We start from the raw sequence: 22,573 nt of genomic DNA, 5'->3' as shown, positions 1-22,573 counted from the left end.
AATTTTATTTATTTGTTATTCTCCAATCGTTTTATCATTGCTTTCATTTCTGCAATTTCCTTTTCTTGTGCTTTAATTATATCATCCGCTAATTGCTTAACCTCTGGATCTTGTATATCAGCTCGCTTACTAGTCAATATAGCGATAGAGTGATGCGGTATCATTGCCTTCATCCAGAGTACATCGCCAATAATTGGGGCTTGAGCCCTTACAAGGCCTAACGAACCAGCAAAAAGAATAATACTACCCAAAACAATTGCTATATTCTTCTTTTTATTCTGATACATAGTACGCATTGCTACAAACATTATAATGGCCATAGCAGCAATACCCAAGCAACTCATATAAAATCTTGTAAGACTAAAGTAGACGTGATCTAATTGATAAGAGTTAAGATACATTGTAATGTACATTGCCACGAATGATGCTACGAGCATACCCACAAATTTTGTGTAATTATTTTTCTTTAAATTTTGATGTGAATTTTCCATTTTATGTTGATTTTAAGGTTACTTATTTTCGTTTCTTTTTAACTATTATTTTAATGGTTGGCGATGATGTATACCAAAGTAGAAAACTACTTAATACCGTAATTAAGCCTAATAATGAAAACGCTCGCAATACTATGGTATTAAAATTGTCTCTGCCTTGATAATCCATTGTAACTAATTAATTCTTTTAATTAAAACCTTTTAGTTTGAAAAAATTCAGATAAAACTTCAAAGTGCCTGATACGGAAGGGAACATAGAAACTACCAGGTAAACTATGTGTCCCCTCCAAGATCAGGGCTTTATTATAAACCATTCCTTAATATTACTCCTCATTGATTTCCTTTCTACTAGAAAAATTAAAATAACGATGTTTCCTTATATCTTTTTTAGAGTTTTTATTTCTACGCAACTATTACATTATTAATCTTAATTTGAACACCGTCAATATTTGAAAAACAGGCTGTTACTAAATTAGCCCCTTCTTAATAGCAGGTATAAATCACCAATCAAAATAATGGCAATAATGGCGTAATTGAACCATTTTCTAACTACAGACTTATCCGTTGTAGTTTGACACCCGTCTTTGCAAAATTCTTTCATATGTTATATGATCTTTTTTATGCAAACTCCTTTAAATAATAATTAAAAATGAGAGGCAAACATTTATTAATCAATAAACCATCCAAAATGTTTACCCCTCAAAATGAAGTACTCTTCACTAAACTTCTCTTTTTCAAAATTCTTTGTGCCTGACACGGGAAGGATTTCACTAACTATTAATCCTATTTTCCTTCCCACGGCAGGACTTGATAAATCTTCAGATATCCCTTTTATGCTACAACCTTCTGACAATAAATTAACAGGACATTAAAAAGATTTTATGTAAAAGCTTAACTATTGAATAGTTTTTTGAACTTTTCCGCATTTAAGCATTTTACTGCCGTAATACGGGTTTCTAACTTCGTTACTCGTACTTAACCAAGCACTACCCTTATCATACATTGGGCAAAATTGCTCGTATAACGTGATTTTTGTCCCCGTAACTGCCACCATATCAGTAATGTCCTTGCTCAATATTTTAAAATGCTCACGTTGATGGTCTATGGCACTTTCAGAAATATGTTCTGCATGTTCGGTCGCATCTTCTATAATATCGGCCAGCTCTGTTTGCTGTTCTTTTGTATAGCTAGTCATATCAAATGCTTTAAGAGAAGCTACCAATTTAGTGCCTGATTCTGCCGCCTTTTTAGTGTCATCTCCCACTAATGCATCTTTTAAATTAAAGTAATCCTTTAATATAGCTTCTGCCTTTGCATCACTATTTTTATTCATCATTTTGCTATGGTCCATTTTCATATCTCCGTGATCATTATTCATTTTTTCTTTTTCCTGTGCATTGGTAAAAGAAACTGCTAACAATAGGATAACTGTTATACTCATTTTTAAATTTTTCATTTTTCTTTATATTAAATTGTTGTTTATAAATTATCTTTTAATTGTGTGATAAAATTGATTAATTCTTCTGCTTCAACTTCTGAAAATGATGCTTCACTATGTATCAAAGTGTAAGAATCCAAAGGCATCTCGCCATTTTCGATCTGCTTGACAATTGACGTTAACTTACTTTTCTTTCTTCGACTGGATAATGAATCCCATTCGTTGAAGTTAAGCTCAGCTTTTCCTTCTTTGATATGGTCTTCCAAAAACCAAGAAACAGGTTGAATCTTATTATACCAAGGATAGGCAGTATTATTACTGTGGCAATCATAGCAGGATACCTGTAACTTTTTTTGAATAGTTTCTGGCACATCATTAACCTGCATAAAATCGGTTGACGGAACAGTATCACTTTGGTTGCGTGTAGTGGGAACAAATTGAATTCCCACAAACGCTACCAATACTATTATTGCTATGATTTTTATTATTCTCATTTAGTTAATCTCTCTTTGCACCTTACCGCATTTCAACATTTTACTTCCGTAGTAAGGGTTTTTAACATCTTTAGTCATACTTAACCAAGTACTACCGTCGTCGTACATTGGGCAAAACTGTTCGTATAGCGTACTTTCAGTTCCTGTAATTGCAACCATATCGGTTACATCTTTACTCAATATTTTAAAATGTTCTCGTTGATGGTTTATGTCACTTTCAGAAATATGTTCTGCGTGTTCCACAGCATCTTCAATAATATCTTTTAATTCAGCTTTTTGAGTATCTGAAAAACTTGATGAAACATCAAGTTTTCCAAAACTTATAGCTATTACTGCTCCAAGTTCTTTTGCTTTAGCATTATCATCTGCAACCAATGCATCTTTAAGGTTGAAGTAGTCCTTCAATACGGCTTGTGAATTACCCGTTCCACTCATTGTCATTTCCTTTTTATCGGCATCGTGATGACCATCACCATTATCGTGATTCATTTCTGAATGATCTTCACCAGGACTCATTTCAGAATGGTTTCCATCCGTGTTATTTTGTTCTTTCTTGTTGTCTTTACAAGACACTGCTGTTAAGGTTATAAATGCTATCGCAACTATACCTATTGTTGATTTTAATTTGCTCATTTTGTTTTAATTTAAATTTGTGTTTATTAATTGTTATTACTGCTTTTTGATAAGATTCTTATAATTTTTCAATGACGTTTTCCAGCATTGCAGTTATTTCACTGGCAACCTCATTCAATTTTTCATTCTCTACAGCTTGCATCGATGCCATTGGGTTAACGGCTGCAACTTCAATGATACCTGCTTCAATTTCCTGCACTATGACATTGCAGGGCAACATCGTTCCAATTTTATCTTCTGCCTGCAAGGCTTTGTGTGCAAAAGGCGGATTACAAGCACCAAGGATCCTATATTTTTTAAAGTCTATATCCAGTTTTTGCTTTAGGGTTGTTGTAATATCAATTTCTGTGAGTATTCCAAAACCTTCTTCCTTCAATTCTTTTTTCACTTTCTCGATAACCGCTTCAAAAGTTCCATTAACTGTTTTATTAAAGTAGTAGTTCATCTTTTTGTTATTTAGTTATTAAAATCTTGCGGATAGTCCTCCCCCTGCACCAAAACGGTTATCATAGCTAGCCATAAGTGATAAATTTCGCGACAAGACATACTCAACACCAGCGCTCCAGACTACTTCTTTTTTAAAATTTATATCTTGTGGTAACTCGTCCACCCATCCAAAGTCTGCTTGATACTCGTACACTCCAAAAACAACAGTTCTCGGAAAAATGGTTATGGCACGACTTAAACTGATTTGTGGCCGTAATTTACTATCCATACGAACATCCAGATTAAACAGGTAGGGTGTTAAGTATCGTACTCCCGCTATTGCAGTTGTATTAATTTCATCAAGACTATTTTCTCCTTCATTTTCAACATTCACACCACCAAAAACACGGAAATAATCGTGCAGATAGCGTTCGTATGTAAATTCCGCCTCAATATTTTCATTCCATCCGTATTCTGCCGATAGCGTAAACTGATTTCTAATATTGGACGTCATAAATGTTGCACCAGTCATATGAGAAGCAGCATCAACCATTCCCCACGAATACCATTGATTTGTTTCGTGGATTAATTTTGAAACTGGAAATGCTTCCATTCTCGTATCTCTCGGTGTATCATAACTTATCACGCGAGCCATTCCACCCATCATATGATATAGAATATGACAATGGAAAAACCAGTCGCCATATTCATCCCCATAAAACTCAATAGTAACTTCTTGCATTGGCGGCACATTTACGGTATGTTTTAAAGGCGAGTATTCCCCATTTTTATTGATGACTCTGAAAAAATGACCGTGTAAATGCATTGGATGGTGCATCATTGTTAGGTTATTTAATTTGATTCGAGTAACTTGATTTCCTTTTATCTTTATCTTATCTGATTCGGCCAGCGGGACCCCATTCATACTCCAAATATATCTGCTCATATTTCCTGTGAGGTTCAATAAAATTTCATTTACAGGTGTATCTGGCGCATAGGTTGTTTTTTCGGGGGACTTCAAATAATCATAATTATATTCTGAAAACATATCCATTCCCTGCATCGTATTTGAGTCCTTATCATTCATATCCATCGTTTTAGACTTTGCAGGTTCCTCCATTTTCATTTCACTATTTGCCATTCTAGAATGATCCATATGTGTCATTGTAGAATCCGTCTTCATACCGTCAGCCATCTTATCTATTTTTATATTGGAATGATCCATTTTCATATTCCCATCCATTTCCATACCTTTCATAGCATCCATCTTCATTCCATATTCATCTTTCATTTCAAAACGTTCGTCTTTACCCGGTTGAAATTTAAGAGCGTGTGCACCCATTTTCATTTTCATTTTCGCCATTTTCTGCATCATTTCGATTTTATCAGGTTTCTGCACGATTTCCGCAGGAAGAATTTTACCACTACCAATATATGCTAAGGCAGTACCAGAACCGTCTTGCGCCATTGATCGAAACTCAATTTTACCATCTTCGGGAACTGTTATTATAAAATCATAGGTTTCTGCAATGGCGATAAAAGTTTTACTACGTTTTATAGGAACAATGTTCTTTCCGTCAGCCGAAACTAGTGTTGGTTCTTGACCACCAAATGTCATCCAGAATTGAGATGAAGCAGCACCATTGATGATTCGCAAGCGCACTTTTTCTCCAGCTTTAAATTCAGGATATTCCGCTACCTCTTTGCCATTAACTAAAAACGCGGGATAATAAATATCTGCTATATCTGCACCTTCCATTCGTTGGCGCCAGAAATTTAATTGTGCGCCAAAAGCACCTCTTGCAATTACTTGATTTAAAGGTGTAGATGTACCTTTCTTCATTTGGTACCATTCATTGCCTCGCTTTAAATTTCGGAGAACATTCATTGGTTTTTCGTTTGTCCAGTCAGACAGCATTAATACTAATTCTTTATCGTAATCCAAGTTTTCTTCTTTTGGATGAATGACGATTGAGCCAAAAACACCGCTTTGCTCCTGTAGCATTGTGTGCGAGTGATACCAATATGTTCCATTTTGGTTGATTGCAAACTCATATTTAAAAGTGGTTCCAGACTTTATAGGTGGTGTAGTTAAATAAGGAACGCCATCATAAAAATTCGGTAAAAGAATTCCGTGCCAATGCACCGAAGTTTCAACGCTCATTTCATTTTTCACATAAATGACCGCATATTCGCCTTCAGTAAATTCGAGTGTTGGACCAGGAATTGTTCCGTTTACAGTCATACCCTTTACTTCCTTACCAGCTTTGTTAACTATTTCTTCACGAAGGGTAATTGTATATTCCTTTACCGGTAAATTATCGACGTTTCCTTCCACAGACTGTGCGAAAAGTACCTGACTACTGGTAGCGATAAGAATTATAATAAGATGTATAATTTTCATTTTAAAAGTTTTATCAAGAATATAAATTTTTGTTGTTTTCAAGTTTGAGTCATTGAATGATGCGCTCAATTAATTCGTTAAATAATTAATAAGCGCGGTTTGAACATAATAAAGCTTTGTTGTTTCAATCTGTCCCATTTGAAACTTCAACTGCAATTCCTGAATGTCTAACACGTCATTGAAATCAATAGTTCCTGTTTCATAATTTTTTATGAGGATTTCTTCCGCATCTTCAGCTTGTTTCAGGTTTTGCTCTTGTGTGTTGAATTTAATTCGCGACTGATTGCGTTGAGAAATTGCCTTTGATAATTCAGCCACTAGCACATTCAACCTTTCATCTTTTTGGGATTGTATCTCCTGTTTACGCAGTTCATTTTGTTTTGAAATTGACTTATAGCGCTTGTTGAAAATGGGAATAGTAATTGAAACCATTGGCATAACGATGTCTTTCCCATTGTCAATTAGACTCATATCCGTTCTTTCAGAAACGGGTATATAATCCAATCCAAAACCGAACATTGGCAACGCCTCCCGTTGATTCAAAAGCTCCGATTGAGCGACTGATTCATAAAGCTTATCATATTTGAGCAATTCTGGATTTACAGATAGGGCCTCGTAACTATAAAAATTGTCCTCTTCTGGAATTTCCAAAGAAGAAACCACTAACGCTTCTTTATCATATTCTCGGTTCATCAAACTGTTTATAGCTGATTGTATGCCCTTATTTTGCTGAATCAAAACATCTTTCTCCTGTTGTAATTCGTTCTGCCTAATCTGTAAACGCAACACATCTACTGCTGATGCCTTTCCTACTTCTAAGGAAGTAAGCGCAAGACGTTCATAGGTCTGTAGGAGTGCTATATTTTCATCTAACACTTCCTGCTTCGCCCTGATTTCATATAGTTGGTAATAGAATTGCGAAACAGAAAGCGCAAGCTTTCGTTTTGCAATGGTCACTTCCACAAATTGGGCTTCGGCCATTGACGTGGCATAATTTTCCCTTGCTGATATGGTTCCAAACCACGGCAACATTTGTTTTACAGAAAAACGAGCACGTTGTGCTCCCACACGTGTTTCAGGTTCCGTAACAAAATAACCTGCACTTATTTCGGTGTTGGGAATCCAATTAGCTTCGTTTATCTTTTCTTCTGCTACATTGAAGCGCAGTTCAAAAGCTTGGATTTCTGGGTTGTTCTTTTCGGCCTCCTGAATATAGGATGCTAAATCTTGTGCATTTAATTCCGCAAAAGCGAAAAAAACAATTGTTATTAAAATTATATATCTCATTTTGTAGCTCGTTTTAATTGAAATTCTTGTTTCCAGCTGAATAAAACTGGCACAACAAATAAGGTTATAAGCGCAATGAGCATCCCTCCAAAGGACGGTATAGCCATTGGAATCATTATATCACTCCCTCGACCGGTTGAAGTTAAAACTGGTAATAGTGCAAGAATTGTAGTTGCCGTTGTCATTAAACACGGACGAATACGCTTTTCTCCTGCTTCTACTACAGACGCCCTAATTTCCTGTTTTGTTTCTGGTGTATTTTTATCGAAGGTTTGGGTCAAATAAGTTGCCATAACAACACCATCATCCGTAGCAATACCAAAAAGGGCAATAAATCCAACCCATACTGCAACACTTAAATTAATGGTGTGCATTTGAAAGAGCTCTCGCAAGTTTTCACCAAAAAAGTTGAAGTTTAAGAACCAATCTTGCCCATAAAACCAAATCATTAAAAATCCTCCTGCAAAGGCTACAGCAATACCCGTAAATACCATTAGCGATGTGCCAACAGAACGGAACTGGAAATAGAGAATAAGAAAAATAATACCTAGTGCCAATGGTACTACAACCCCCAAAGTTTTCTCGGCTCGCAATTGATTTTCATAAGTACCTGTAAATCGATAGTTAATACCTTTAGGGACTATAAGTTCGCCACTATCTATTTTTGATTGGATAAGGGCTTGTGCGTTTTCTACCACATCTACTTCGGCAAAACCATCAAGTTTATCAAAAAGTACGTAACCCACTAGGAAGGTGTCTTCACTCTTGATTACTTGTGGACCTTGTTCATATCTAATAGTTACAAGTTCACTTAATGGAACTGGACTTCCATTTTCCACAGGAACATAGATGTCCTTTAAATCATTTGGGTTTGCGCGTAACTCCCTTGGGTAGCGAACTCGAATACCATATCGTTCTCTACCTTCAACAGTTTGGGTGAGTACCATTCCACCAACAGACACTTGTATAACTTGCTGTACCTGTTCTACGGTAATACCATATCGAGCAAGTCGCTCTCTGTCAATATCCAAAAGCAGATAGGGTTTCCCGACAATACGGTCAGCAAAAACAGCTTCGTCTTTAACACCTTCTGACTGTTTTAATATGCCTTCCAACTGTACTCCAAACGCTTCAATTTCTTTTAAATCCTGTCCTTTTACCTTTATTCCCATTGGTGCTCGCATACCAGTTTGCAACATTACCAAACGGGTTTCAATGGGCTGTAATTTAGGTGCTGAAGTAACTCCTGGAAGCTTTGTAACCCTAACGATTTCTTTCCAAATATCATCTGGGGATTGAATTTCAGGTCGCCAGTTCCTGAAGTATTCGCCATCCTCATCTGGTATCAGTTGTGAACGATGAACCGAATATGGATCTTTGGTTTTGGAAATATCGTAGTCGGCTGCTTCATTAACTTCGCTATTGGGGTTTACAACTAAACTTCCATCTTTTAAAATGAAAAGTCCGTCTTCGTCTACCTTATAACGTTGTCTTTTCCTATTCTCATTTAAAATATATTCAGATTTGTACTGAATCATGTTTTCATACATCGATAAAGGAGCTGGATCTAATGCCGATTCAGTACGACCAGATTTACCAACAACGGTTTCAATTTCTGGAAGGCTTGCTACTGCCATATCTAGTTGTTGTAAAACACGTTTATTCTCTTCAACCCCAGCGTGTGGCATAGAAGTGGGCATTAACAGAAATGAACCTTCATTAAGTGATGGCATAAACTCCTTACCTGTATCGCGCATTATCAATACCCCAAAAATTATAATTGCGGTGGGTACGGAAAGAAACAACAGCTTATTGCGTAATGCCCAATTTAAAATTCGCACATAATATTTTCTGAAAAGGGTGAAAATACCAAGAAGACCAAAACAGATGAGACCTACAAAAATTAAATTTATAAAGATGCTTCGATCTACTCCTAATGGCCTCCAATATTCAGCCAGTAAAAATATGATGGCAAACGCGGAAATATAAATGTTAAGAGTATTTGCACGACTTGAAGTTAACCTTTCTCTTAACTTTAAAAATCCAGTAACCGCAAAGGCCAATAATATCAAACCGAGAAGGTAACCATACACAATAGCAATGATACCAAGAACTACAAGTGCTCCATTTAAAATATAATTGTATGTTTTTTTAACACTACGTTGCTTAAAAAGGAAAGCGGCAAATGGCGGTATTAAAAATAAGGCAACAATAAGGGATGCAGTTAGTGCAGAAGTTTTAGTAAATGCTAAGGGTCTAAATAATTTTCCTTCTGCACCAATCATTGTGAATACAGGAATGAAACTTATAATAGTAGTCATTACCGCCGTCAATATAGCCCCTGAAACTTCAGCAGTTGCATTATAAACTACAGTATTTATCGGTATTTTTTCGTCATTTTCATCTAGATGTCGCAGTATATTTTCTGAAAGAATAACACCCACGTCAACCATTGTACCAATGGCAATTGCAATACCAGATAAGGCTACAATATTGGCATCCACATTGAACAGTTTCATCGAAATAAAAACCATCAATACAGCTACTGGCAATAATCCTGATATTAGTATTGATGCCCTTAAATTGAACAGCATCATAATTATGACGAAAATGGTAATGAGTATTTCTAATGATAGTGCTTCATCGAGCGTGCCCAATGTTTCTTGAATGAGTTCTGTTCTATCATAAAATGGAACAATGGTAAGCTGTGACGTTCTTCCATCTTTTAATGTTTTCGATGGTAAACCAGAACTTAATTCATTAATTTTTTCCTTTACGTTATTGATGACATCCATTGGATTTGCACCATATCTTGCAACAACAACTCCACCTACCACTTCTGCACCTTCTTTATCTAAAATACCCCTTCTTGTAGCGGGTCCGTGGGAAACTTTTGCAATGTCCTTTAAGCGTATTGAGGTAAAATTCTCTGATGTGACTACAGCATTTTCTAAATCAGCAATGGATTTAACATATCCCAAGCCACGTATTAGATATTCCGCTTGATTTATTTCTAGGGTTTGTGCCCCCACATCCTTATTACTTTGTTTTACTGCTTTAACAACTTCATTTAAACCAATCTTGTATTGTTTCATCAACTCTGGATTGACATCTACTTGGTATTCTAAAACATAACCTCCAATCGAGGCTACTTCAGAAACACCGCTAGCTGAAGACAGTGCATATTTCACATAGAAATCTTGAATGCTTCGTAATTCCTGCAAATCCCAACCGCCTGTTACGTTTCCGTTGTCATCTCGACCTTCTAGGGTATACCAATATATTTGACCCAACCCAGTAGCATCAGGACCCAATGCAGGATTTACTCCGTCTGGTAAAAGTCCTGGTGGTAGTGAATTTAGCTTTTCAAGTATTCGGCTTCGGCTCCAATAGAATTCGATATCCTCTTCAAAAATGATATAGATACTAGAAAATCCAAACATGGAAGAACTTCGTATGGTTTTAACCCCCGGAATACCTAGAAGTGAAGTCGTTAAAGGATAAGTAATTTGATCCTCAATATCTTGTGGGGAACGTCCATCCCATTTGGTAAATACAATTTGTTGATTCTCGCCAATATCTGGGATGGCATCAACGGCTACAGGGTTACGTGGAAATGAGCCGGTGTTCCATTCAAAAGGTGCATTTACGACACCCCAACCCACGAATAAAGCTAATAGCAAAACAGCTACCAGTTTATTCTCTATTAGAAATTTGATGCTTTTATTCAGCATAGATATGATTATTAAGTAATTATAAATCTTGTTTAAAAAGTGATGTACAAGCAGAATTGTCCAAAACAATTTAATGCAGGACTACAGTTCTAATTACTTAAAAATCAAATAAGGAAAGTTTGGTCTAAAACTTGAATATCCTTGACCAAGGGAGGAGGAGTATAATCTCTATATGAGTTTAAATCTTCTTGAGATTCAAAAAATAAATTTATATAGGTATGGATAAAAGCAGCAACAAATATTTGTTGGTTTTTATCAATTTTGTCGAACGACGTTTTCAATGTGTCTTGGCCTTCAACAAGAACTTGTTCATCACTACAACAATCTTTTTTGGAAATGTCGCACTCCGATGACGGAGATTGCTGCTGAATTTCCATGCCGCAAGTTTCAACGTGACCAAATAAAGAAGAATCCACTAAAATATCGCCGCAATAATGGCTATCAACAGTAAATGAAAAAGTTGATAGTAGCACGATAAGTGCTAGAGAAAATGACGTTATTTTATGAAAAACTTTTTTCATTATAGTTACAAAGTTATGAAAAACTTATATCAAAACGTTTATTTAACAAATAATTAGAATTATGAAATTATCAAATGTATAATTACAATGCATTAAATATGATTGCAAATGAAATCTAATTAGCAATAACTATTTATGACAATGGTCATATTTTTGTTCTAACTTTAAAATTATCTTCGCTTAGATTAATTTTGCCATTAAGATGTAAATATTTGATAATGATTCGAATAAAAGGCACTCTGAAACTTTCAAATAATTTTGATTGTCAAATAATATTTAAACTGTGAAATCTTTTTTTACCAAAATATTGTCCTTTTTTTTAGCAGTAGTCATACTGTTTTCTACCTCTTCTTTTAAGGTAGATCTGCATTTTTGCTGTAATAAATTGGTCGATATGTCAATTCTGGGCGAGGTCAAAACCTGTAAAGATAAAGTTCAAGAAACAGTTATTCCTACCAAACAATGTACTACCCTGCAAGAGAAAGATTGTTGTAGCAATCAGTCCATATTCAAAAAAGGAGATGACACTTTCAAAAAATCCAATATCGTAGCAGAACCTGAAACGCTGGTTTTCTTAAATACTTTCATTTATAGTTATATCAATCTTTTTATGGGATTGGAAGATAAAATAATTTCCTTTCAAACCTACAGGCCACCACTGCTCTCTACAGATATAATTATTCTCAACGAGACCTTTTTAATTTGATTTTCTACATCGCAGATTGAATTTAATCTGCATTGCCTCTATAGCCACAGTTTTACTTCTGGCTAACATTTGTTGTACCCTGTTTCAACTACACCGTACATTATTCATCAAAACCGTACAGAGCTAACCCTGTTAGCTACAAATAATTTAAACTATTGGGTTAAAACCTGACTGCAATACATTAAACACTATGAGCAAGCCAAAAGAATTTTGGATTAAAAATATGGTCTGTAATCGCTGCTTAAAGGTAATTCAGCAGGAATTACAGCAACTTGGTGTAACCGTAGTTTCTCTGGAATTGGGACACTTGTTAGTAGAAGCACCAAAAAAGACCAACGATGAAGTTGTCAATGCCGTAACAACCGTAATCCTCGCCAATGATTTTGAAATCGTTCGGAATGAAGCAGAAATGCTCGCGGAGAGAATCAAGATTATTTTAATAGAACAATTGCAAGAGTTGCCATTACATATTAAGGTTAATACATCCGAACTTCTGGCATCAAGTCTTCATAAGGATTATAAAGCACTGAGCAAACTATTTTCTGCGTATGAAAAAACCACAATAGAGAAATACTTTATAAAACTAAAGATTGAAAAGGTAAAAGAACTAATTCAGCTTAAACAATATTCATTTTCTGATATAGGCTATATATTGGATTATAGCAGTGTCAATCATTTGTCCAGACAGTTTAAAGAAGTAGTGGGTATAAGTATGACGGACTATAAAAATACGGAAAACTGGAAACGGAATTTCTATGACGAAATTATATAGATAAGAAAGAAAGTTATGCAGAGCATAATACTGCAAAGCCAATAATTTTAAACAATTAATTTAAAACAAATACCTATGAAAACACTAACAATTATTTTATCGATTATTGGGCTTTTTAGCTTAAACAGTTGCATGCAAGAAACAAATCCTCTAGCGTTAATGGAAACTCATGAATCCCGCACAGAGGTTTATAATGCCATTGCCGAGAATGACGGTTATATGACAGAGTTTATGGCAAATATGCAAAACGACGAAAACGCCATGCAAATGATGCAGGGCAACAAAAAAATGATGAGCTCTATGATGCAAGGAGAAGGAATGCAAATGATGATGAAAGATAGCATGATGATGAAAAACATGATGTAGGGAATGATGGGCAACATGGAAGGCCGTCAATCAATGATGAACGGAATGATGAATGATGGCAAAATGATGGGAGCTATGATGCAAATGATGCACAAAGAAGGTATGATGAGCGAAGATTGCATGGAGTCGTGCAAGAAGATGATGGCTGAAAAAGGAATAGATATGGAGGGAATGAATAAGATGAAAAAGTGAGTTACAAGATGAAAATATTGAAGTTTAATCGATAAAATTTAAAATTATGATGAACAATAACGAAGATCACTATTACTGGGGAATGCATATGGGCTGGTGGATTGCCATACCTCTAATTTTAATAGTATTAATGGTAATAATATTTAATTCCAGAAAAAATAACAAATAGTGCACGATTCATCGAAATATTAGAGATATAAAATTTAAGACAGTTTTCAATACTAAAATCAAATAAAGAAAAATTATTATGGAGATTTTAATAGTAGCAACCAAGAGTTGTCAACATAGGCCTTCACTTGAGAAAGTGCTTCAAAAAGCTTGGTTACCCTACAAAGTAAATTATTTTGAAGAACATCCCAAAATATTTGAAAAATATCAATTGAAACACTCACCGTTATTGATTGTAGATGGAAAAGTAGCATCCATTGGTATGCCCGAAATAGATATAGTAAATGATCTAAAGACAAGAAATAGGGATATATCAGAGATTAGAACCTCTAAAAGAGATAAGAACCATATGATTCCCAAAAATATAGGTACAGAATCTGGCTTAGTGGAAGTTGATGTAACATGGGGCAGTATTCAATCAATAAAGGCAGCACAAACCGTGCATACGGTTGGTGAGGTAGAAGTATATCAGCACCACATGAAGGATTTGTCCATTATCGATGCGCGAAAACCCGATACCTCTGATGGAGTAACTATTCCAGGATCAAAAAATATTCCTTATGACGAGTTGGTAGGAAGAATGGAGGAATTGGACGAGAGCAACCCCAGCATATTTTTTTGCAATGGGCCACAATGCCCACAGTCATCAAGCGCTATAAAGAACCTCTTGGATGCAGGTTATCCTGCTGATAGAATTTTATATTACAGGGGAGGAATGCATGACTGGATTACATTAGGTCTTCCGGTACAAAAATTATGAAAGTAGTAATGACTATTCCCAGTTGGGTAATGAATTTTTGGGATTATTAACTATTAAAACTATACGATTATGATGATGTGGTGGTGGATATTGATACCGGTTGTGCTTCTATTGGGCGTATATCTGTACAATGGAAGAAATAGATAAAATACCGTTAAGAGGCAAAATCTCATGGATATCCTCGACAACCGGTCCGCCAAGGGCGAAATATCCAAAAAATAATACGAAGAAATAAAACGGGACATTGATTCAAAAAAATGAATAAACAACAATTTTATATAAATGAGTATTAATCTAAATTCAAATTAAAATGAAAACAATTGTAAAAACCTTAATGATTATCGGAGTAGTAAGCACATTATTTAGCTGTAAATCAGTGTTTAATGCGACTGAAACAATGGAAACTCAAGCTAATCGAAACGCTGTGTACCAAGAAATAATTGCGACCCCAAGCCAACTTAGCGAATTTATCGACCTAGCACAACAAGATGCAGGAGCAAGAAAGATAATGATGCAGAACCATATGCAAATGATGGAATCTGGAAATATGAAAATGATGATGGAAAAAAACCCTGAAATGAAAGAAAAAATGCAATCCCATATGCAGATGATGATGGAAAAAAATCCGGAAATGATGCAAAAGATGCAATCCAAAATGCTCGATAAAATGATGGAGAGTGAAAAGGGTCGTAAAATGCTGATGGATGAAATCCATAACAACGAAATGATGAAAAAGGAGATGAAACCAAAGATGATGGAAATGATGAATGACAACCCTGAAATGATGGAAGAAATGATGGAAAAGATGAAAGAGAAAAAATCTAATTCAGAAAATCATAAACACTAATAATTATGATGATGTGGTGGTGGATACTGATACCGGTTGTGCTTGTATTTGGCGTATTTCTATACAATGGAAGAAATAAACAAAATAGCGAGAAGAGAGAAAATCCTATGAATATTCTGGACAACCGATTCGCCAAGGGCGAAATATCCAAAGAAGAATATGAGGAACAAAAACGAACGTTGAACCCTAAAAACTAAAATTATGAAAAATCACTGGTTATGGATGGTTCTGGGTTGTGGATTACCACTCCTATTTATATTCTTTGCCCCCTCCTTGGGTATTGGAGGTGGCACGGCACTATTTACTTTATTCATAGTGATGTTTGCCTTTCACTTACTGATGCCAATGAAACACGGCGGCCATACCCACGGGCTGTCTGATGAAAATTTAAATAGAAAAAGAAATGATAATGACCCTGAACACAAGGGTCATCATCATTAAAAAAAAACAATGACACAAAAATTTCAAATAAACGTAATCGGTTGTGGCGGTTGTGTCGCTAGGGTCAAAAAGACTTTAGAAGAACACCCCAATATTGAGGAAGTCGAGATTTTCTTGACGCCAAAAGGCGCTACACTTATCACAATGAAAGAAGCTCTTTCGGTAGCTGAGCTACAAAAACAGCTCAGCGACCTTGACGGATATACAATAACTATAATAAATCAATAACAATTTAAAACTATAAATTATGCACTATTACGACGGAAGTTTTTGGGGAATGCACCTAATATGGTGGATTATATGGATCATATTAATCGTTTGGATATTCTTTATCCCGGCAGATATCCCATATCAAAAAACAAAGAAAGACAGCCCACTGGATATTCTAAAAAAACGTTTTGCCAAAGGCGAAATATCCAAGGATGAATTTGAAGAATCGAAAAAGATTTTAAAATTAGAAGACTAATACAAAAACATAAAACTATGTATCGATTAAATGTAAAAAAACTCGGTTTTGCCTTCGGGCTTACAGGTGCCATAATTTATTTAGGCTGTATGATTGTAATGGCAACAGCAGGACAGGAAGGAACAATTATCTTTTTCAACAGCCTATTGCACGGCTTGGACACTTCAAGTCTCATCAGAATGGACGTTCCATTATTAGAAGCATTCTTTGGTATCGTTCAAACTTTCATTCTGGGCTGGTTGGTTGGGGCGTGCATAGCAGCTTTTTATAATGCTCAAATAAAGGTTGTAAAGTAATAATGCTAGTTAGCATCTATGCCCTATAGTTAATTTGTATGGTCAGTAATTATTCATACACGTTGGACAGTTTTTATGCATACAATCCAAGTTGTATAATATGAAACAAGTGAAAAACTTATGTCCATAAGCGGTTTTAGAAATAGATTGATGGATGGTTTTAATTGGGCGGTAAGCTATTTCTCTTATGAAAAGAACAATCGCGTGATTATTAGAAATTTTAAACCAAAAGCTTCAGTTAAGAATACGAAGAAATAATTTAACTATGAAAAAAAGCAAAGACCAAAAGAATAAGCTCTCCCTAATAGGTTCCATATCTCTTGGTACAGGCGTAATGATTGGCGCTGGCATATTTGTCCTTATGGGGCAAATAGCAGAGTTAGTGGGTGATTTATTCCCGATTGCTTTTATAGCTGGTGCCATTGTGGTAGGTTTTAGTTCCTATTCCTATGTAAAGTTCTCAAACGCTTTTCCTTCCTCTGGAGGGGTCGTCAAATTTTTAAATAAATCTTACGGTCCAGGAACAACAACAGGAGTTTTTTCTTTGTTGATGTATGTCTCTATGGTAGTTTCAGAAAGCTTGGTAGCAGGCACTTTCGGAGCATATACACTTCGGTTATTCCCGGAAAGTTTTGTCGGTTACGCATCGGTTTTTGGTATTCTGCTTTTGGTAACAGCATATATCGTGAATATTTTAGGCAATAAGGTAATTGGCACAACAGCCACCTTTACAGCAATTATTAAAGTTGCGGGTATAGCAATACTTGCCATTGCTGGTCTAATAGTTTCCGGATTTGCAGATATTACTGGAAACTATATTCCAAAAAATACCGAAGAATTGCCACAGGGATTAGGCTTTGTAGCTGCCCTGGCATTGGCAATTCTTGCTTATAAAGGGTTTACAACCATTACAAATCAGGGCGGGGATATTAAAAACCCGCATAAAAACTTGGGACGATCCATCATTATTTCTATTCTAATCTGCACGATCATTTATGTAGCACTGGCTTTGGCAGTGGCCGGAGGCTTAACCATTCCTGAAATTATTGCTGCAAAAGATTATGCCCTTGCGGCGGCCGCAAAACCTGTTTTTGGGGAATGGGGAACTTGGTTTACCATTGGCATTGCAATAATAGCAACAGTTTCTGGTGTTATTGCCAGTGTTTTTTCATCATCGCGCCTGTTGGCTATGTTAAGCAATATGAAGCAAGTACCTTCCTTAAAAAGAATGGGGAACTTTAAAAATCCCGCCCTCATCTTCACGGTTTCACTTGCCATTTTACTCACTGCCCTACTCGATTTAACAAGGATTGCTTCTATAGGAGCTATATTTTATCTCATTATGGACATTGCAATTCACTGGGGGCTTTTCCGCCATCTAAGAAAAGAAGTGAAATTTCAACCTCTCATTCCCTTAATAGCCATAGTAATGGATATCGCGGTGCTCACTGCCTTTCTTTATTTAAAATACTTGAATGACTCATTGGTACTTATCGTTGCAGCTATCGGGATTATTTTAATAATTGTTGCGGAACGACTATTTATGATTTCGCATACAGACGATGATGGAAATATGCCGATGGGAATGGAAACTACGAGTAATAATAACAATTAAAAATATAAGATTATGAAACAAGAAGTAGCAATTAAAGGAATGACCTGTGGCGGTTGTGTTAGGACCGTTGAAAAAGCATTGAGTCAAATAGAAGGCGTAAAAGCGGTATCGGTAAGTCTTTCACCACCACAAGCAGTGATTCAAGCAGATAGCGCTATAAGTACGGCACAATTACAGGCAGTACTATCAAAAGCAGGCAATTATGGAATTGTAGGAACTCAAGAGACAAATAAACCAAAAAAATCTGGTGGTGGATGTTGTGGATAACCGTCAGTTCTGGAAACTTCGGCCTCTTATTGATGGAGGCCGTTATTTATGCCTTAAAATTGAAACCCATCAGAAAAACATATTTAAACAATAACATAGATTTTAGTTAATTAAAATAAAGAACAAATGAAAAATATAGCAGTTATCGGCTACGGTGTCATTGGAAAAAGAGTGGCCGATGCCATCAATCTACAAGACGATATGAAACTTGTGGGAGTGTGCGATATTATCAGCGATTGGCGCATTCAAAATGCCGTAAGAAAGAATTATAACATCTACGCAGCTACTCAAGAAGCCGCTGATAAAATGAAGTCCGAAGGGATTTCAGTAAAAGGCAATATGCAGGAACTTTTAAACAAATCAGACCTCGTCGTGGACTGCACGCCTAAAAAAATAGCGGCTCAAAATGTAAAAATATATAAAGAAAAAGAAATTAAATTTATTGTTCAAGGTGGCGAAAAACACGAAACCACAGGCCATTCCTTTAGTGCCGAAAACAATTATCAATCCGCTATAAATATAGATGCTACAAGGGTTGTTTCCTGTAATACCACTTCTATCTTAAGAACTTTAACCGCTTTAAAAAGAGCTGAATTATTAGATTATGCTAGAGGTACACTTTTAAGAAGAGCTACAGATCCTTGGGAAAGTCATTTAGGAGGCATTATGAACACAATGGTTCCCGAAAGAGATATTCCGAGCCATCAAGGTCCTGATGCCCAAAGTGTCGATCCAGATTTGGATGTAATCACTTCCGCAATAAAAGTACCTGAAACCTTAAGCCATTTGCATTACTGGAACGTGAAATTGAAAAAACAAACCACAAAGGAAGAAGTACTAAAGGCTTTTAAAACCTCCAGCCGTATTAAACTCATTCAATATGACCAAGGTTTGGTTTCCAACAATACCATTAAGGAAATGTTTTTGGATATGGGCAGGCCTTGGGGCGATATGTATGAAGTTGCCCTTTGGGAAGATATGCTGAAAGTAGTAGGCGACGAACTGTTCTATGCCTATGTAGTGGATAACCAAGCTATTGTTATACCTGAAACTATCGATGCCATTCGCGCACTCACTGGAATTGAAAAGGATGGAGCAAAGTCAATTTCAAAAACCAATGCAAGTTTAGGAATACATTAATCTTTATTGAAATGAAAACAGAGAAAAATATATCAGAAATCTTAGGAGAAAAAGCATCTTTCTATTTGAATCACGTTTGTGAAAAAATAACGAAAGATGAATTGCAAACCCCTAGCAAGAATTCTCTTGACGAGGTATTTGTCAACAGCAACAGAAATCCGCAGGTACTACGAAGTCTTGCACAATTATACAATCACGGAAATCTGGGAGGCACTGGATATTTAAGTATTCTTCCTGTAGATCAATGCATTGAGCATAGCGCAGCCTTTTCATTCTATAAAAACCCAGATTATTTTGACCCAGAAAACATTATAAAACTCGCTACTGAAGCTGGCTGCAATGGTGTGGCGTCAACATTTGGTGTGTTGGGATTGAACGCCCGAAAATACGCTCATAAAATACCATTTATAGTAAAGATCAACCATAACGAGCTCCTCACCTATCCCACTAAATATGACCAAACCCTATTTGGCAAGGTAAAAGCGGCTTGGGATATGGGAGCAGTTGCAGTAGGTGCCACCATTTATTTTGGTTCAAAAGAAAGCAACAGACAGCTTAAAGAAATAGCTGAAGCCTTTGAAGAGGCACACAATCTAGGAATGGTTACAATATTATGGTGCTATTTGCGTAACGAAGCCTTCAAAACTGAAAAAGAAAATTATAACGCGGCTGCCGATTTAACAGGGCAAGCAAATCATTTGGGCGTAACCATTCAGGCAGATATCATCAAACAAAAATTACCAACCAATAATTTCGGCTTCAAAGAAATCGGGTTTGGAAAATATGATGATGAAATGTACAAATCGCTTACCACAGACCATCCCATTGACCTATGCAGGCTGCAAGTTGCTAATTGCTATATGGGAAAAATAGGGTTAATCAATTCTGGAGGAGGATCTAAAGGTGAATCAGATTTCACCGAAGCGGTGACAACGGCTGTCATCAATAAAAGAGCTGGTGGCTCTGGGTTAATTATGGGAAGAAAAGCATTTCAAAAACCTTTTAGTAAAGGAATTGAATTATTGCAAACGGTGCAACAGGTATACCTTGAAGATAGCATCACAGTAGCCTAATAATAATCTAAAAAAAATAAGAATCGCAGAACGCCTAAAAATCAATAAACTATGAAAAACATACTCGTACCTACAGACTTTTCAGAAAACTGCAATAAAGCTGCAGAACTCGGAATTAAATTAGCTAAGCTTTATAATTCCGAAATCCATTTTTTTCATTTGATGAAGACTCCTGTTGACTGGGTAAAGCTGGATAAACAAAAAGAAATGCAGTATCCCGAAACAGTGAAGCAAATTGGGAGCGCTAAAGCAGCTTTACGCGAACTGGAAAAAGCAGCGGAACGTGAAGGACTTGAATGCAGAACCTTTTTGACATTTGATGTCGGACAGGAAAATATCCTAAAACATTCTGGTCATTTCCACCACGATTTTATAGTTACTGGAAGTAGTGGTGCGAGAGGCGGAGTACGTGAGTTACTAGGAAGCAACGTAGATAAAATTGTAAGAAAATCTGATGTCCCAGTAATCGTAGTTAAGGATCAAGAAGTATCCTTTCCTTTCAAGGATATCGTATTTGTTTCAGATTTTCTTCAAGATGTGAACCAAGCCTTTAAGAAGGTTATTTCGATAGCTGATAAATGCGGCGCGAATATCCATTTATTGAGAGTCAATACTGACACAGACTTTAATAGTATTGGACAAGGTTTAAACCCCATCAAGGAGTTCCTGAAAAAATTCCCCGATGTGGATAAATATTCAATGAATGTATATAATGAGCCTGACGTGGAAACCGGCATAAACAATTTCCTACAGTACAAAAATGCCGATTTGATTGCTATGTGTACCAGCGGACGTACTGGTTTTTTAAGCCTGTTCTCCAAAAGTATAGCTGAAGGTGTAACCAATCATTCCGAATTGCCTGTGATGACCATTAAAGTATAACGATGAATAAATCAGTCTTAATAACAAAGTATTCCGGTGAGCTTCAGGCCTTTGATGTCAACAAACTCATCAACTCCTTACGCCGTTCAAAAGCAGAGGAAGACATTGTTCAGGATATAGCCCGTAAGGTACAAGAGCAACTCGAAGAAGGAATTACCACTAAAAAAATCTATCGATTGGCATTTAAAATGCTAAAGAGCAAATCGAGAGTAAGTGCTTCAAAATACAAACTCAAAAAAGCCTTGATGGAACTGGGCCCAACGGGTTTTCCTTTCGAAAATCTAGTGGGCAAACTATTTGCGCACGAAGGATATACAACAAAAGTTGGTGTGATTGTACAGGGTAATTGTGTACAGCACGAAGTAGATGTGATAGCGCAAAAAGATAACAAACATTATATGATTGAATGTAAATATCATAGCGACCAAGGAAGGACTTGTAATGTGAAAATCCCGCTCTATATCCAGTCTAGATTTTTGGATGTTAAAGCGAAGTGGGAACATCAAAAAGACCACGAAACTAAACTTCATAAAGGAGGTGTTTACACTAACACTCGTTTTACAACAGATGCGATAAAATACGGAAAATGTGTGGGAATGTTAATGACTAGTTGGAATTATCCAAAGGGAAATGGGCTTAAAGAACGAATAGATAAATCTGGCTTCCACCCACTAACCGCCTTAACAACTCTCACCAAAGCCGAAAAAACAAAACTATTAGATAAAGGCATTGTGCTCTGCAAAGAGCTTCACGAAAACCCAGTGCTATTAAACCAAATAGGAATTAGTAAAAAAAGACACAAAAAGATTTTAGAAGATTCAGAAGCGCTATGTAAAATCACTTAACTATTAAAGTTTAAAAGCTTAGCAATCCTAAAAACAAAAGTTATGAAAACTGAAGAATTGAAACAACAGAACAGCATAGATTTCGAACCATTTTACCAAGCATTGGAAGATGCCCCAAAACGACTTGAAGAAGCCCTTGAAATATTGTTGGGGATGGTAAATTTTGAACCCAAATCCATAAAGAAACTGGCGCTTTTTATCAAAGAAGATTCCCGTAATCTATACAATGAAATAGCCGATATGAGCGAATCTAGCCAAGACAAAGGAAACACGACATCTTGTTGTAGTGGACACTAAACAAATACTATA

General features: G+C 36.1%; 30 protein-coding genes. 21 read left to right on the top strand and 9 right to left on the bottom strand.

The window, feature by feature from the left end:
* Positions 1-8: 8 nt before the first annotated feature.
* On the bottom strand, positions 9-491 hold the full coding sequence (locus AC3RVG_RS01300) for a DUF305 domain-containing protein (protein ID WP_489689622.1): 483 nt from the start codon (positions 489-491) through the stop codon (positions 9-11).
* A gap of 704 nt (positions 492-1,195) precedes the next feature.
* Between AC3RVG_RS01300 and AC3RVG_RS01295 the strand changes: the two genes are divergently transcribed.
* Positions 1,196-1,363, top strand: a complete 168-nt coding sequence (locus tag AC3RVG_RS01295; RefSeq protein WP_489689621.1) for a hypothetical protein — start codon at positions 1,196-1,198, stop codon at positions 1,361-1,363.
* Between the two features lie 23 nt (positions 1,364-1,386).
* Here the strand turns inward: AC3RVG_RS01295 and AC3RVG_RS01290 are convergent, their stop codons facing one another.
* The 8 genes from AC3RVG_RS01290 to AC3RVG_RS01255 form a co-directional block, all read right to left on the bottom strand.
* A complete protein-coding gene (locus AC3RVG_RS01290) occupies positions 1,387-1,947 on the bottom strand; it encodes a DUF3347 domain-containing protein (RefSeq protein ID WP_489689620.1) in 561 nt (186 codons plus the stop codon).
* 23 nt (positions 1,948-1,970) lie between these two features.
* Complete coding sequence (locus AC3RVG_RS01285; RefSeq protein WP_489689619.1) at positions 1,971-2,423, bottom strand: heme-binding domain-containing protein; 453 nt, start codon at positions 2,421-2,423, stop codon at positions 1,971-1,973.
* Entirely contained in the window at positions 2,424-3,056 is a 633-nt protein-coding gene (locus tag AC3RVG_RS01280) for a DUF3347 domain-containing protein (RefSeq protein ID WP_489689618.1), read from the bottom strand.
* Between the two features lie 58 nt (positions 3,057-3,114).
* Entirely contained in the window at positions 3,115-3,501 is a 387-nt protein-coding gene (locus tag AC3RVG_RS01275) for a DUF302 domain-containing protein (protein WP_489689617.1), read from the bottom strand.
* 18 nt (positions 3,502-3,519) lie between these two features.
* Complete coding sequence (locus tag AC3RVG_RS01270) at positions 3,520-5,886, bottom strand: multicopper oxidase domain-containing protein (protein ID WP_489689616.1); 2,367 nt, start codon at positions 5,884-5,886, stop codon at positions 3,520-3,522.
* A gap of 69 nt (positions 5,887-5,955) precedes the next feature.
* Positions 5,956-7,173 (bottom strand): TolC family protein, encoded by a 1,218-nt coding sequence (locus AC3RVG_RS01265; protein ID WP_489689615.1) that lies wholly within the window; start codon positions 7,171-7,173, stop codon positions 5,956-5,958.
* On the bottom strand, positions 7,170-10,907 hold the full coding sequence (locus tag AC3RVG_RS01260; RefSeq protein ID WP_489689614.1) for an efflux RND transporter permease subunit: 3,738 nt from the start codon (positions 10,905-10,907) through the stop codon (positions 7,170-7,172). The genes AC3RVG_RS01265 and AC3RVG_RS01260 overlap by 4 nt, the downstream gene beginning before the upstream one ends.
* 104 nt (positions 10,908-11,011) lie before the next feature.
* Entirely contained in the window at positions 11,012-11,428 is a 417-nt protein-coding gene (locus AC3RVG_RS01255) for an HYC_CC_PP family protein (RefSeq protein ID WP_489689613.1), read from the bottom strand.
* A 283-nt stretch (positions 11,429-11,711) separates the two neighbouring features.
* Here AC3RVG_RS01255 and AC3RVG_RS01250 point away from each other — a divergent pair, with 283 nt between their 5' ends.
* From AC3RVG_RS01250 to AC3RVG_RS01155, 20 genes are all read left to right on the top strand, one after another.
* Positions 11,712-12,134 carry an HYC_CC_PP family protein gene (locus AC3RVG_RS01250; protein WP_489689612.1) on the top strand — a complete coding sequence of 141 codons (423 nt, stop codon included), beginning with the start codon at positions 11,712-11,714 and terminating at the stop codon, positions 12,132-12,134.
* Positions 12,135-12,324: 190 nt separating this feature from the next.
* Positions 12,325-12,906 (top strand): helix-turn-helix domain-containing protein, encoded by a 582-nt coding sequence (locus tag AC3RVG_RS01245; RefSeq protein WP_489689611.1) that lies wholly within the window; start codon positions 12,325-12,327, stop codon positions 12,904-12,906.
* A 159-nt stretch (positions 12,907-13,065) separates the two neighbouring features.
* Complete coding sequence (locus AC3RVG_RS01240; RefSeq protein ID WP_489689610.1) at positions 13,066-13,272, top strand: hypothetical protein; 207 nt, start codon at positions 13,066-13,068, stop codon at positions 13,270-13,272.
* A 3-nt stretch (positions 13,273-13,275) separates the two neighbouring features.
* The gene (locus tag AC3RVG_RS01235; RefSeq protein WP_489689609.1) at positions 13,276-13,464 is read left to right on the top strand and encodes a hypothetical protein; all 189 of its coding nucleotides are present in this window, start codon (positions 13,276-13,278) and stop codon (positions 13,462-13,464) included.
* Between the two features lie 46 nt (positions 13,465-13,510).
* Entirely contained in the window at positions 13,511-13,633 is a 123-nt protein-coding gene (locus tag AC3RVG_RS01230; protein WP_489689608.1) for a hypothetical protein, read from the top strand.
* 78 nt (positions 13,634-13,711) lie between these two features.
* Positions 13,712-14,392: a rhodanese-like domain-containing protein gene (locus tag AC3RVG_RS01225; protein WP_489689607.1), complete on the top strand. Its 681-nt coding sequence runs from the start codon at positions 13,712-13,714 to the stop codon at positions 14,390-14,392.
* A gap of 310 nt (positions 14,393-14,702) precedes the next feature.
* Positions 14,703-15,239: a hypothetical protein gene (locus AC3RVG_RS01220; protein ID WP_489689606.1), complete on the top strand. Its 537-nt coding sequence runs from the start codon at positions 14,703-14,705 to the stop codon at positions 15,237-15,239.
* 5 nt (positions 15,240-15,244) lie between these two features.
* The gene (locus AC3RVG_RS01215) at positions 15,245-15,436 is read left to right on the top strand and encodes an SHOCT domain-containing protein (RefSeq protein WP_489689605.1); all 192 of its coding nucleotides are present in this window, start codon (positions 15,245-15,247) and stop codon (positions 15,434-15,436) included.
* A 4-nt stretch (positions 15,437-15,440) separates the two neighbouring features.
* Entirely contained in the window at positions 15,441-15,680 is a 240-nt protein-coding gene (locus AC3RVG_RS01210) for a hypothetical protein (RefSeq protein WP_489689604.1), read from the top strand.
* 9 nt (positions 15,681-15,689) lie between these two features.
* Positions 15,690-15,908: a heavy-metal-associated domain-containing protein gene (locus AC3RVG_RS01205; protein WP_489689603.1), complete on the top strand. Its 219-nt coding sequence runs from the start codon at positions 15,690-15,692 to the stop codon at positions 15,906-15,908.
* A gap of 19 nt (positions 15,909-15,927) precedes the next feature.
* The gene (locus AC3RVG_RS01200) at positions 15,928-16,146 is read left to right on the top strand and encodes an SHOCT domain-containing protein (RefSeq protein WP_489689602.1); all 219 of its coding nucleotides are present in this window, start codon (positions 15,928-15,930) and stop codon (positions 16,144-16,146) included.
* Positions 16,147-16,163: 17 nt separating this feature from the next.
* A complete protein-coding gene (locus tag AC3RVG_RS01195; RefSeq protein WP_489689601.1) occupies positions 16,164-16,442 on the top strand; it encodes a DUF5676 family membrane protein in 279 nt (92 codons plus the stop codon).
* 120 nt (positions 16,443-16,562) lie between these two features.
* The gene (locus AC3RVG_RS01190; protein WP_489689600.1) at positions 16,563-16,700 is read left to right on the top strand and encodes a hypothetical protein; all 138 of its coding nucleotides are present in this window, start codon (positions 16,563-16,565) and stop codon (positions 16,698-16,700) included.
* Between the two features lie 7 nt (positions 16,701-16,707).
* Complete coding sequence (locus tag AC3RVG_RS01185) at positions 16,708-18,057, top strand: APC family permease (protein ID WP_489689599.1); 1,350 nt, start codon at positions 16,708-16,710, stop codon at positions 18,055-18,057.
* Positions 18,058-18,069: 12 nt separating this feature from the next.
* The gene (locus AC3RVG_RS01180) at positions 18,070-18,324 is read left to right on the top strand and encodes a heavy-metal-associated domain-containing protein (protein ID WP_489689598.1); all 255 of its coding nucleotides are present in this window, start codon (positions 18,070-18,072) and stop codon (positions 18,322-18,324) included.
* Positions 18,325-18,450: 126 nt separating this feature from the next.
* Complete coding sequence (locus tag AC3RVG_RS01175) at positions 18,451-19,464, top strand: type II glyceraldehyde-3-phosphate dehydrogenase (RefSeq protein ID WP_489689597.1); 1,014 nt, start codon at positions 18,451-18,453, stop codon at positions 19,462-19,464.
* A gap of 11 nt (positions 19,465-19,475) precedes the next feature.
* Positions 19,476-20,537 carry a class I fructose-bisphosphate aldolase gene (locus AC3RVG_RS01170; protein WP_489689596.1) on the top strand — a complete coding sequence of 354 codons (1,062 nt, stop codon included), beginning with the start codon at positions 19,476-19,478 and terminating at the stop codon, positions 20,535-20,537.
* A 51-nt stretch (positions 20,538-20,588) separates the two neighbouring features.
* Positions 20,589-21,419: a universal stress protein gene (locus tag AC3RVG_RS01165; RefSeq protein ID WP_489689595.1), complete on the top strand. Its 831-nt coding sequence runs from the start codon at positions 20,589-20,591 to the stop codon at positions 21,417-21,419.
* A 2-nt stretch (positions 21,420-21,421) separates the two neighbouring features.
* Complete coding sequence (locus AC3RVG_RS01160) at positions 21,422-22,264, top strand: restriction endonuclease (RefSeq protein WP_489689594.1); 843 nt, start codon at positions 21,422-21,424, stop codon at positions 22,262-22,264.
* A 42-nt stretch (positions 22,265-22,306) separates the two neighbouring features.
* Positions 22,307-22,561 carry a hypothetical protein gene (locus AC3RVG_RS01155; RefSeq protein WP_489689593.1) on the top strand — a complete coding sequence of 85 codons (255 nt, stop codon included), beginning with the start codon at positions 22,307-22,309 and terminating at the stop codon, positions 22,559-22,561.
* The last annotated feature ends 12 nt before the right edge of the window (positions 22,562-22,573 follow it).

This window comes from Aequorivita sp. IT1282, from assembly GCF_058068205.1.
This window is presented reverse-complemented; position numbering and strand designations above follow the sequence as displayed.

Bases quoted from the DNA above. Each gene is read 5' to 3' on its own strand.
- AC3RVG_RS01265 (WP_489689615.1), bottom strand. From the start codon at position 7,173: ATGAGATATATAATTTTAATAACAATTGTTTTTTTCGCTTTTGCGGAA.
- AC3RVG_RS01270 (WP_489689616.1), bottom strand. From the start codon at position 5,886: ATGAAAATTATACATCTTATTATAATTCTTATCGCTACCAGTAGTCAG.
- AC3RVG_RS01255 (WP_489689613.1), bottom strand. From the start codon at position 11,428: ATGAAAAAAGTTTTTCATAAAATAACGTCATTTTCTCTAGCACTTATC.
- AC3RVG_RS01170 (WP_489689596.1), top strand. From the start codon at position 19,476: ATGAAAACAGAGAAAAATATATCAGAAATCTTAGGAGAAAAAGCATCT.
- AC3RVG_RS01205 (WP_489689603.1), top strand. From the start codon at position 15,690: ATGACACAAAAATTTCAAATAAACGTAATCGGTTGTGGCGGTTGTGTC.
- AC3RVG_RS01210 (WP_489689604.1), top strand. From the start codon at position 15,441: ATGAAAAATCACTGGTTATGGATGGTTCTGGGTTGTGGATTACCACTC.
- AC3RVG_RS01280 (WP_489689618.1), bottom strand. From the start codon at position 3,056: ATGAGCAAATTAAAATCAACAATAGGTATAGTTGCGATAGCATTTATA.
- AC3RVG_RS01300 (WP_489689622.1), bottom strand. From the start codon at position 491: ATGGAAAATTCACATCAAAATTTAAAGAAAAATAATTACACAAAATTT.
- AC3RVG_RS01245 (WP_489689611.1), top strand. From the start codon at position 12,325: ATGAGCAAGCCAAAAGAATTTTGGATTAAAAATATGGTCTGTAATCGC.
- AC3RVG_RS01260 (WP_489689614.1), bottom strand. From the start codon at position 10,907: ATGCTGAATAAAAGCATCAAATTTCTAATAGAGAATAAACTGGTAGCT.
- AC3RVG_RS01295 (WP_489689621.1), top strand. From the start codon at position 1,196: ATGAAGTACTCTTCACTAAACTTCTCTTTTTCAAAATTCTTTGTGCCT.
- AC3RVG_RS01290 (WP_489689620.1), bottom strand. From the start codon at position 1,947: ATGAAAAATTTAAAAATGAGTATAACAGTTATCCTATTGTTAGCAGTT.
- AC3RVG_RS01180 (WP_489689598.1), top strand. From the start codon at position 18,070: ATGAAACAAGAAGTAGCAATTAAAGGAATGACCTGTGGCGGTTGTGTT.
- AC3RVG_RS01225 (WP_489689607.1), top strand. From the start codon at position 13,712: ATGGAGATTTTAATAGTAGCAACCAAGAGTTGTCAACATAGGCCTTCA.
- AC3RVG_RS01240 (WP_489689610.1), top strand. From the start codon at position 13,066: ATGGAAACTCATGAATCCCGCACAGAGGTTTATAATGCCATTGCCGAG.
- AC3RVG_RS01175 (WP_489689597.1), top strand. From the start codon at position 18,451: ATGAAAAATATAGCAGTTATCGGCTACGGTGTCATTGGAAAAAGAGTG.
- AC3RVG_RS01195 (WP_489689601.1), top strand. From the start codon at position 16,164: ATGTATCGATTAAATGTAAAAAAACTCGGTTTTGCCTTCGGGCTTACA.
- AC3RVG_RS01155 (WP_489689593.1), top strand. From the start codon at position 22,307: ATGAAAACTGAAGAATTGAAACAACAGAACAGCATAGATTTCGAACCA.
- AC3RVG_RS01285 (WP_489689619.1), bottom strand. From the start codon at position 2,423: ATGAGAATAATAAAAATCATAGCAATAATAGTATTGGTAGCGTTTGTG.
- AC3RVG_RS01220 (WP_489689606.1), top strand. From the start codon at position 14,703: ATGAAAACAATTGTAAAAACCTTAATGATTATCGGAGTAGTAAGCACA.
- AC3RVG_RS01165 (WP_489689595.1), top strand. From the start codon at position 20,589: ATGAAAAACATACTCGTACCTACAGACTTTTCAGAAAACTGCAATAAA.
- AC3RVG_RS01235 (WP_489689609.1), top strand. From the start codon at position 13,276: ATGATGGGCAACATGGAAGGCCGTCAATCAATGATGAACGGAATGATG.
- AC3RVG_RS01200 (WP_489689602.1), top strand. From the start codon at position 15,928: ATGCACTATTACGACGGAAGTTTTTGGGGAATGCACCTAATATGGTGG.
- AC3RVG_RS01230 (WP_489689608.1), top strand. From the start codon at position 13,511: ATGATGAACAATAACGAAGATCACTATTACTGGGGAATGCATATGGGC.
- AC3RVG_RS01160 (WP_489689594.1), top strand. From the start codon at position 21,422: ATGAATAAATCAGTCTTAATAACAAAGTATTCCGGTGAGCTTCAGGCC.
- AC3RVG_RS01185 (WP_489689599.1), top strand. From the start codon at position 16,708: ATGAAAAAAAGCAAAGACCAAAAGAATAAGCTCTCCCTAATAGGTTCC.
- AC3RVG_RS01275 (WP_489689617.1), bottom strand. From the start codon at position 3,501: ATGAACTACTACTTTAATAAAACAGTTAATGGAACTTTTGAAGCGGTT.
- AC3RVG_RS01215 (WP_489689605.1), top strand. From the start codon at position 15,245: ATGATGATGTGGTGGTGGATACTGATACCGGTTGTGCTTGTATTTGGC.
- AC3RVG_RS01190 (WP_489689600.1), top strand. From the start codon at position 16,563: ATGTCCATAAGCGGTTTTAGAAATAGATTGATGGATGGTTTTAATTGG.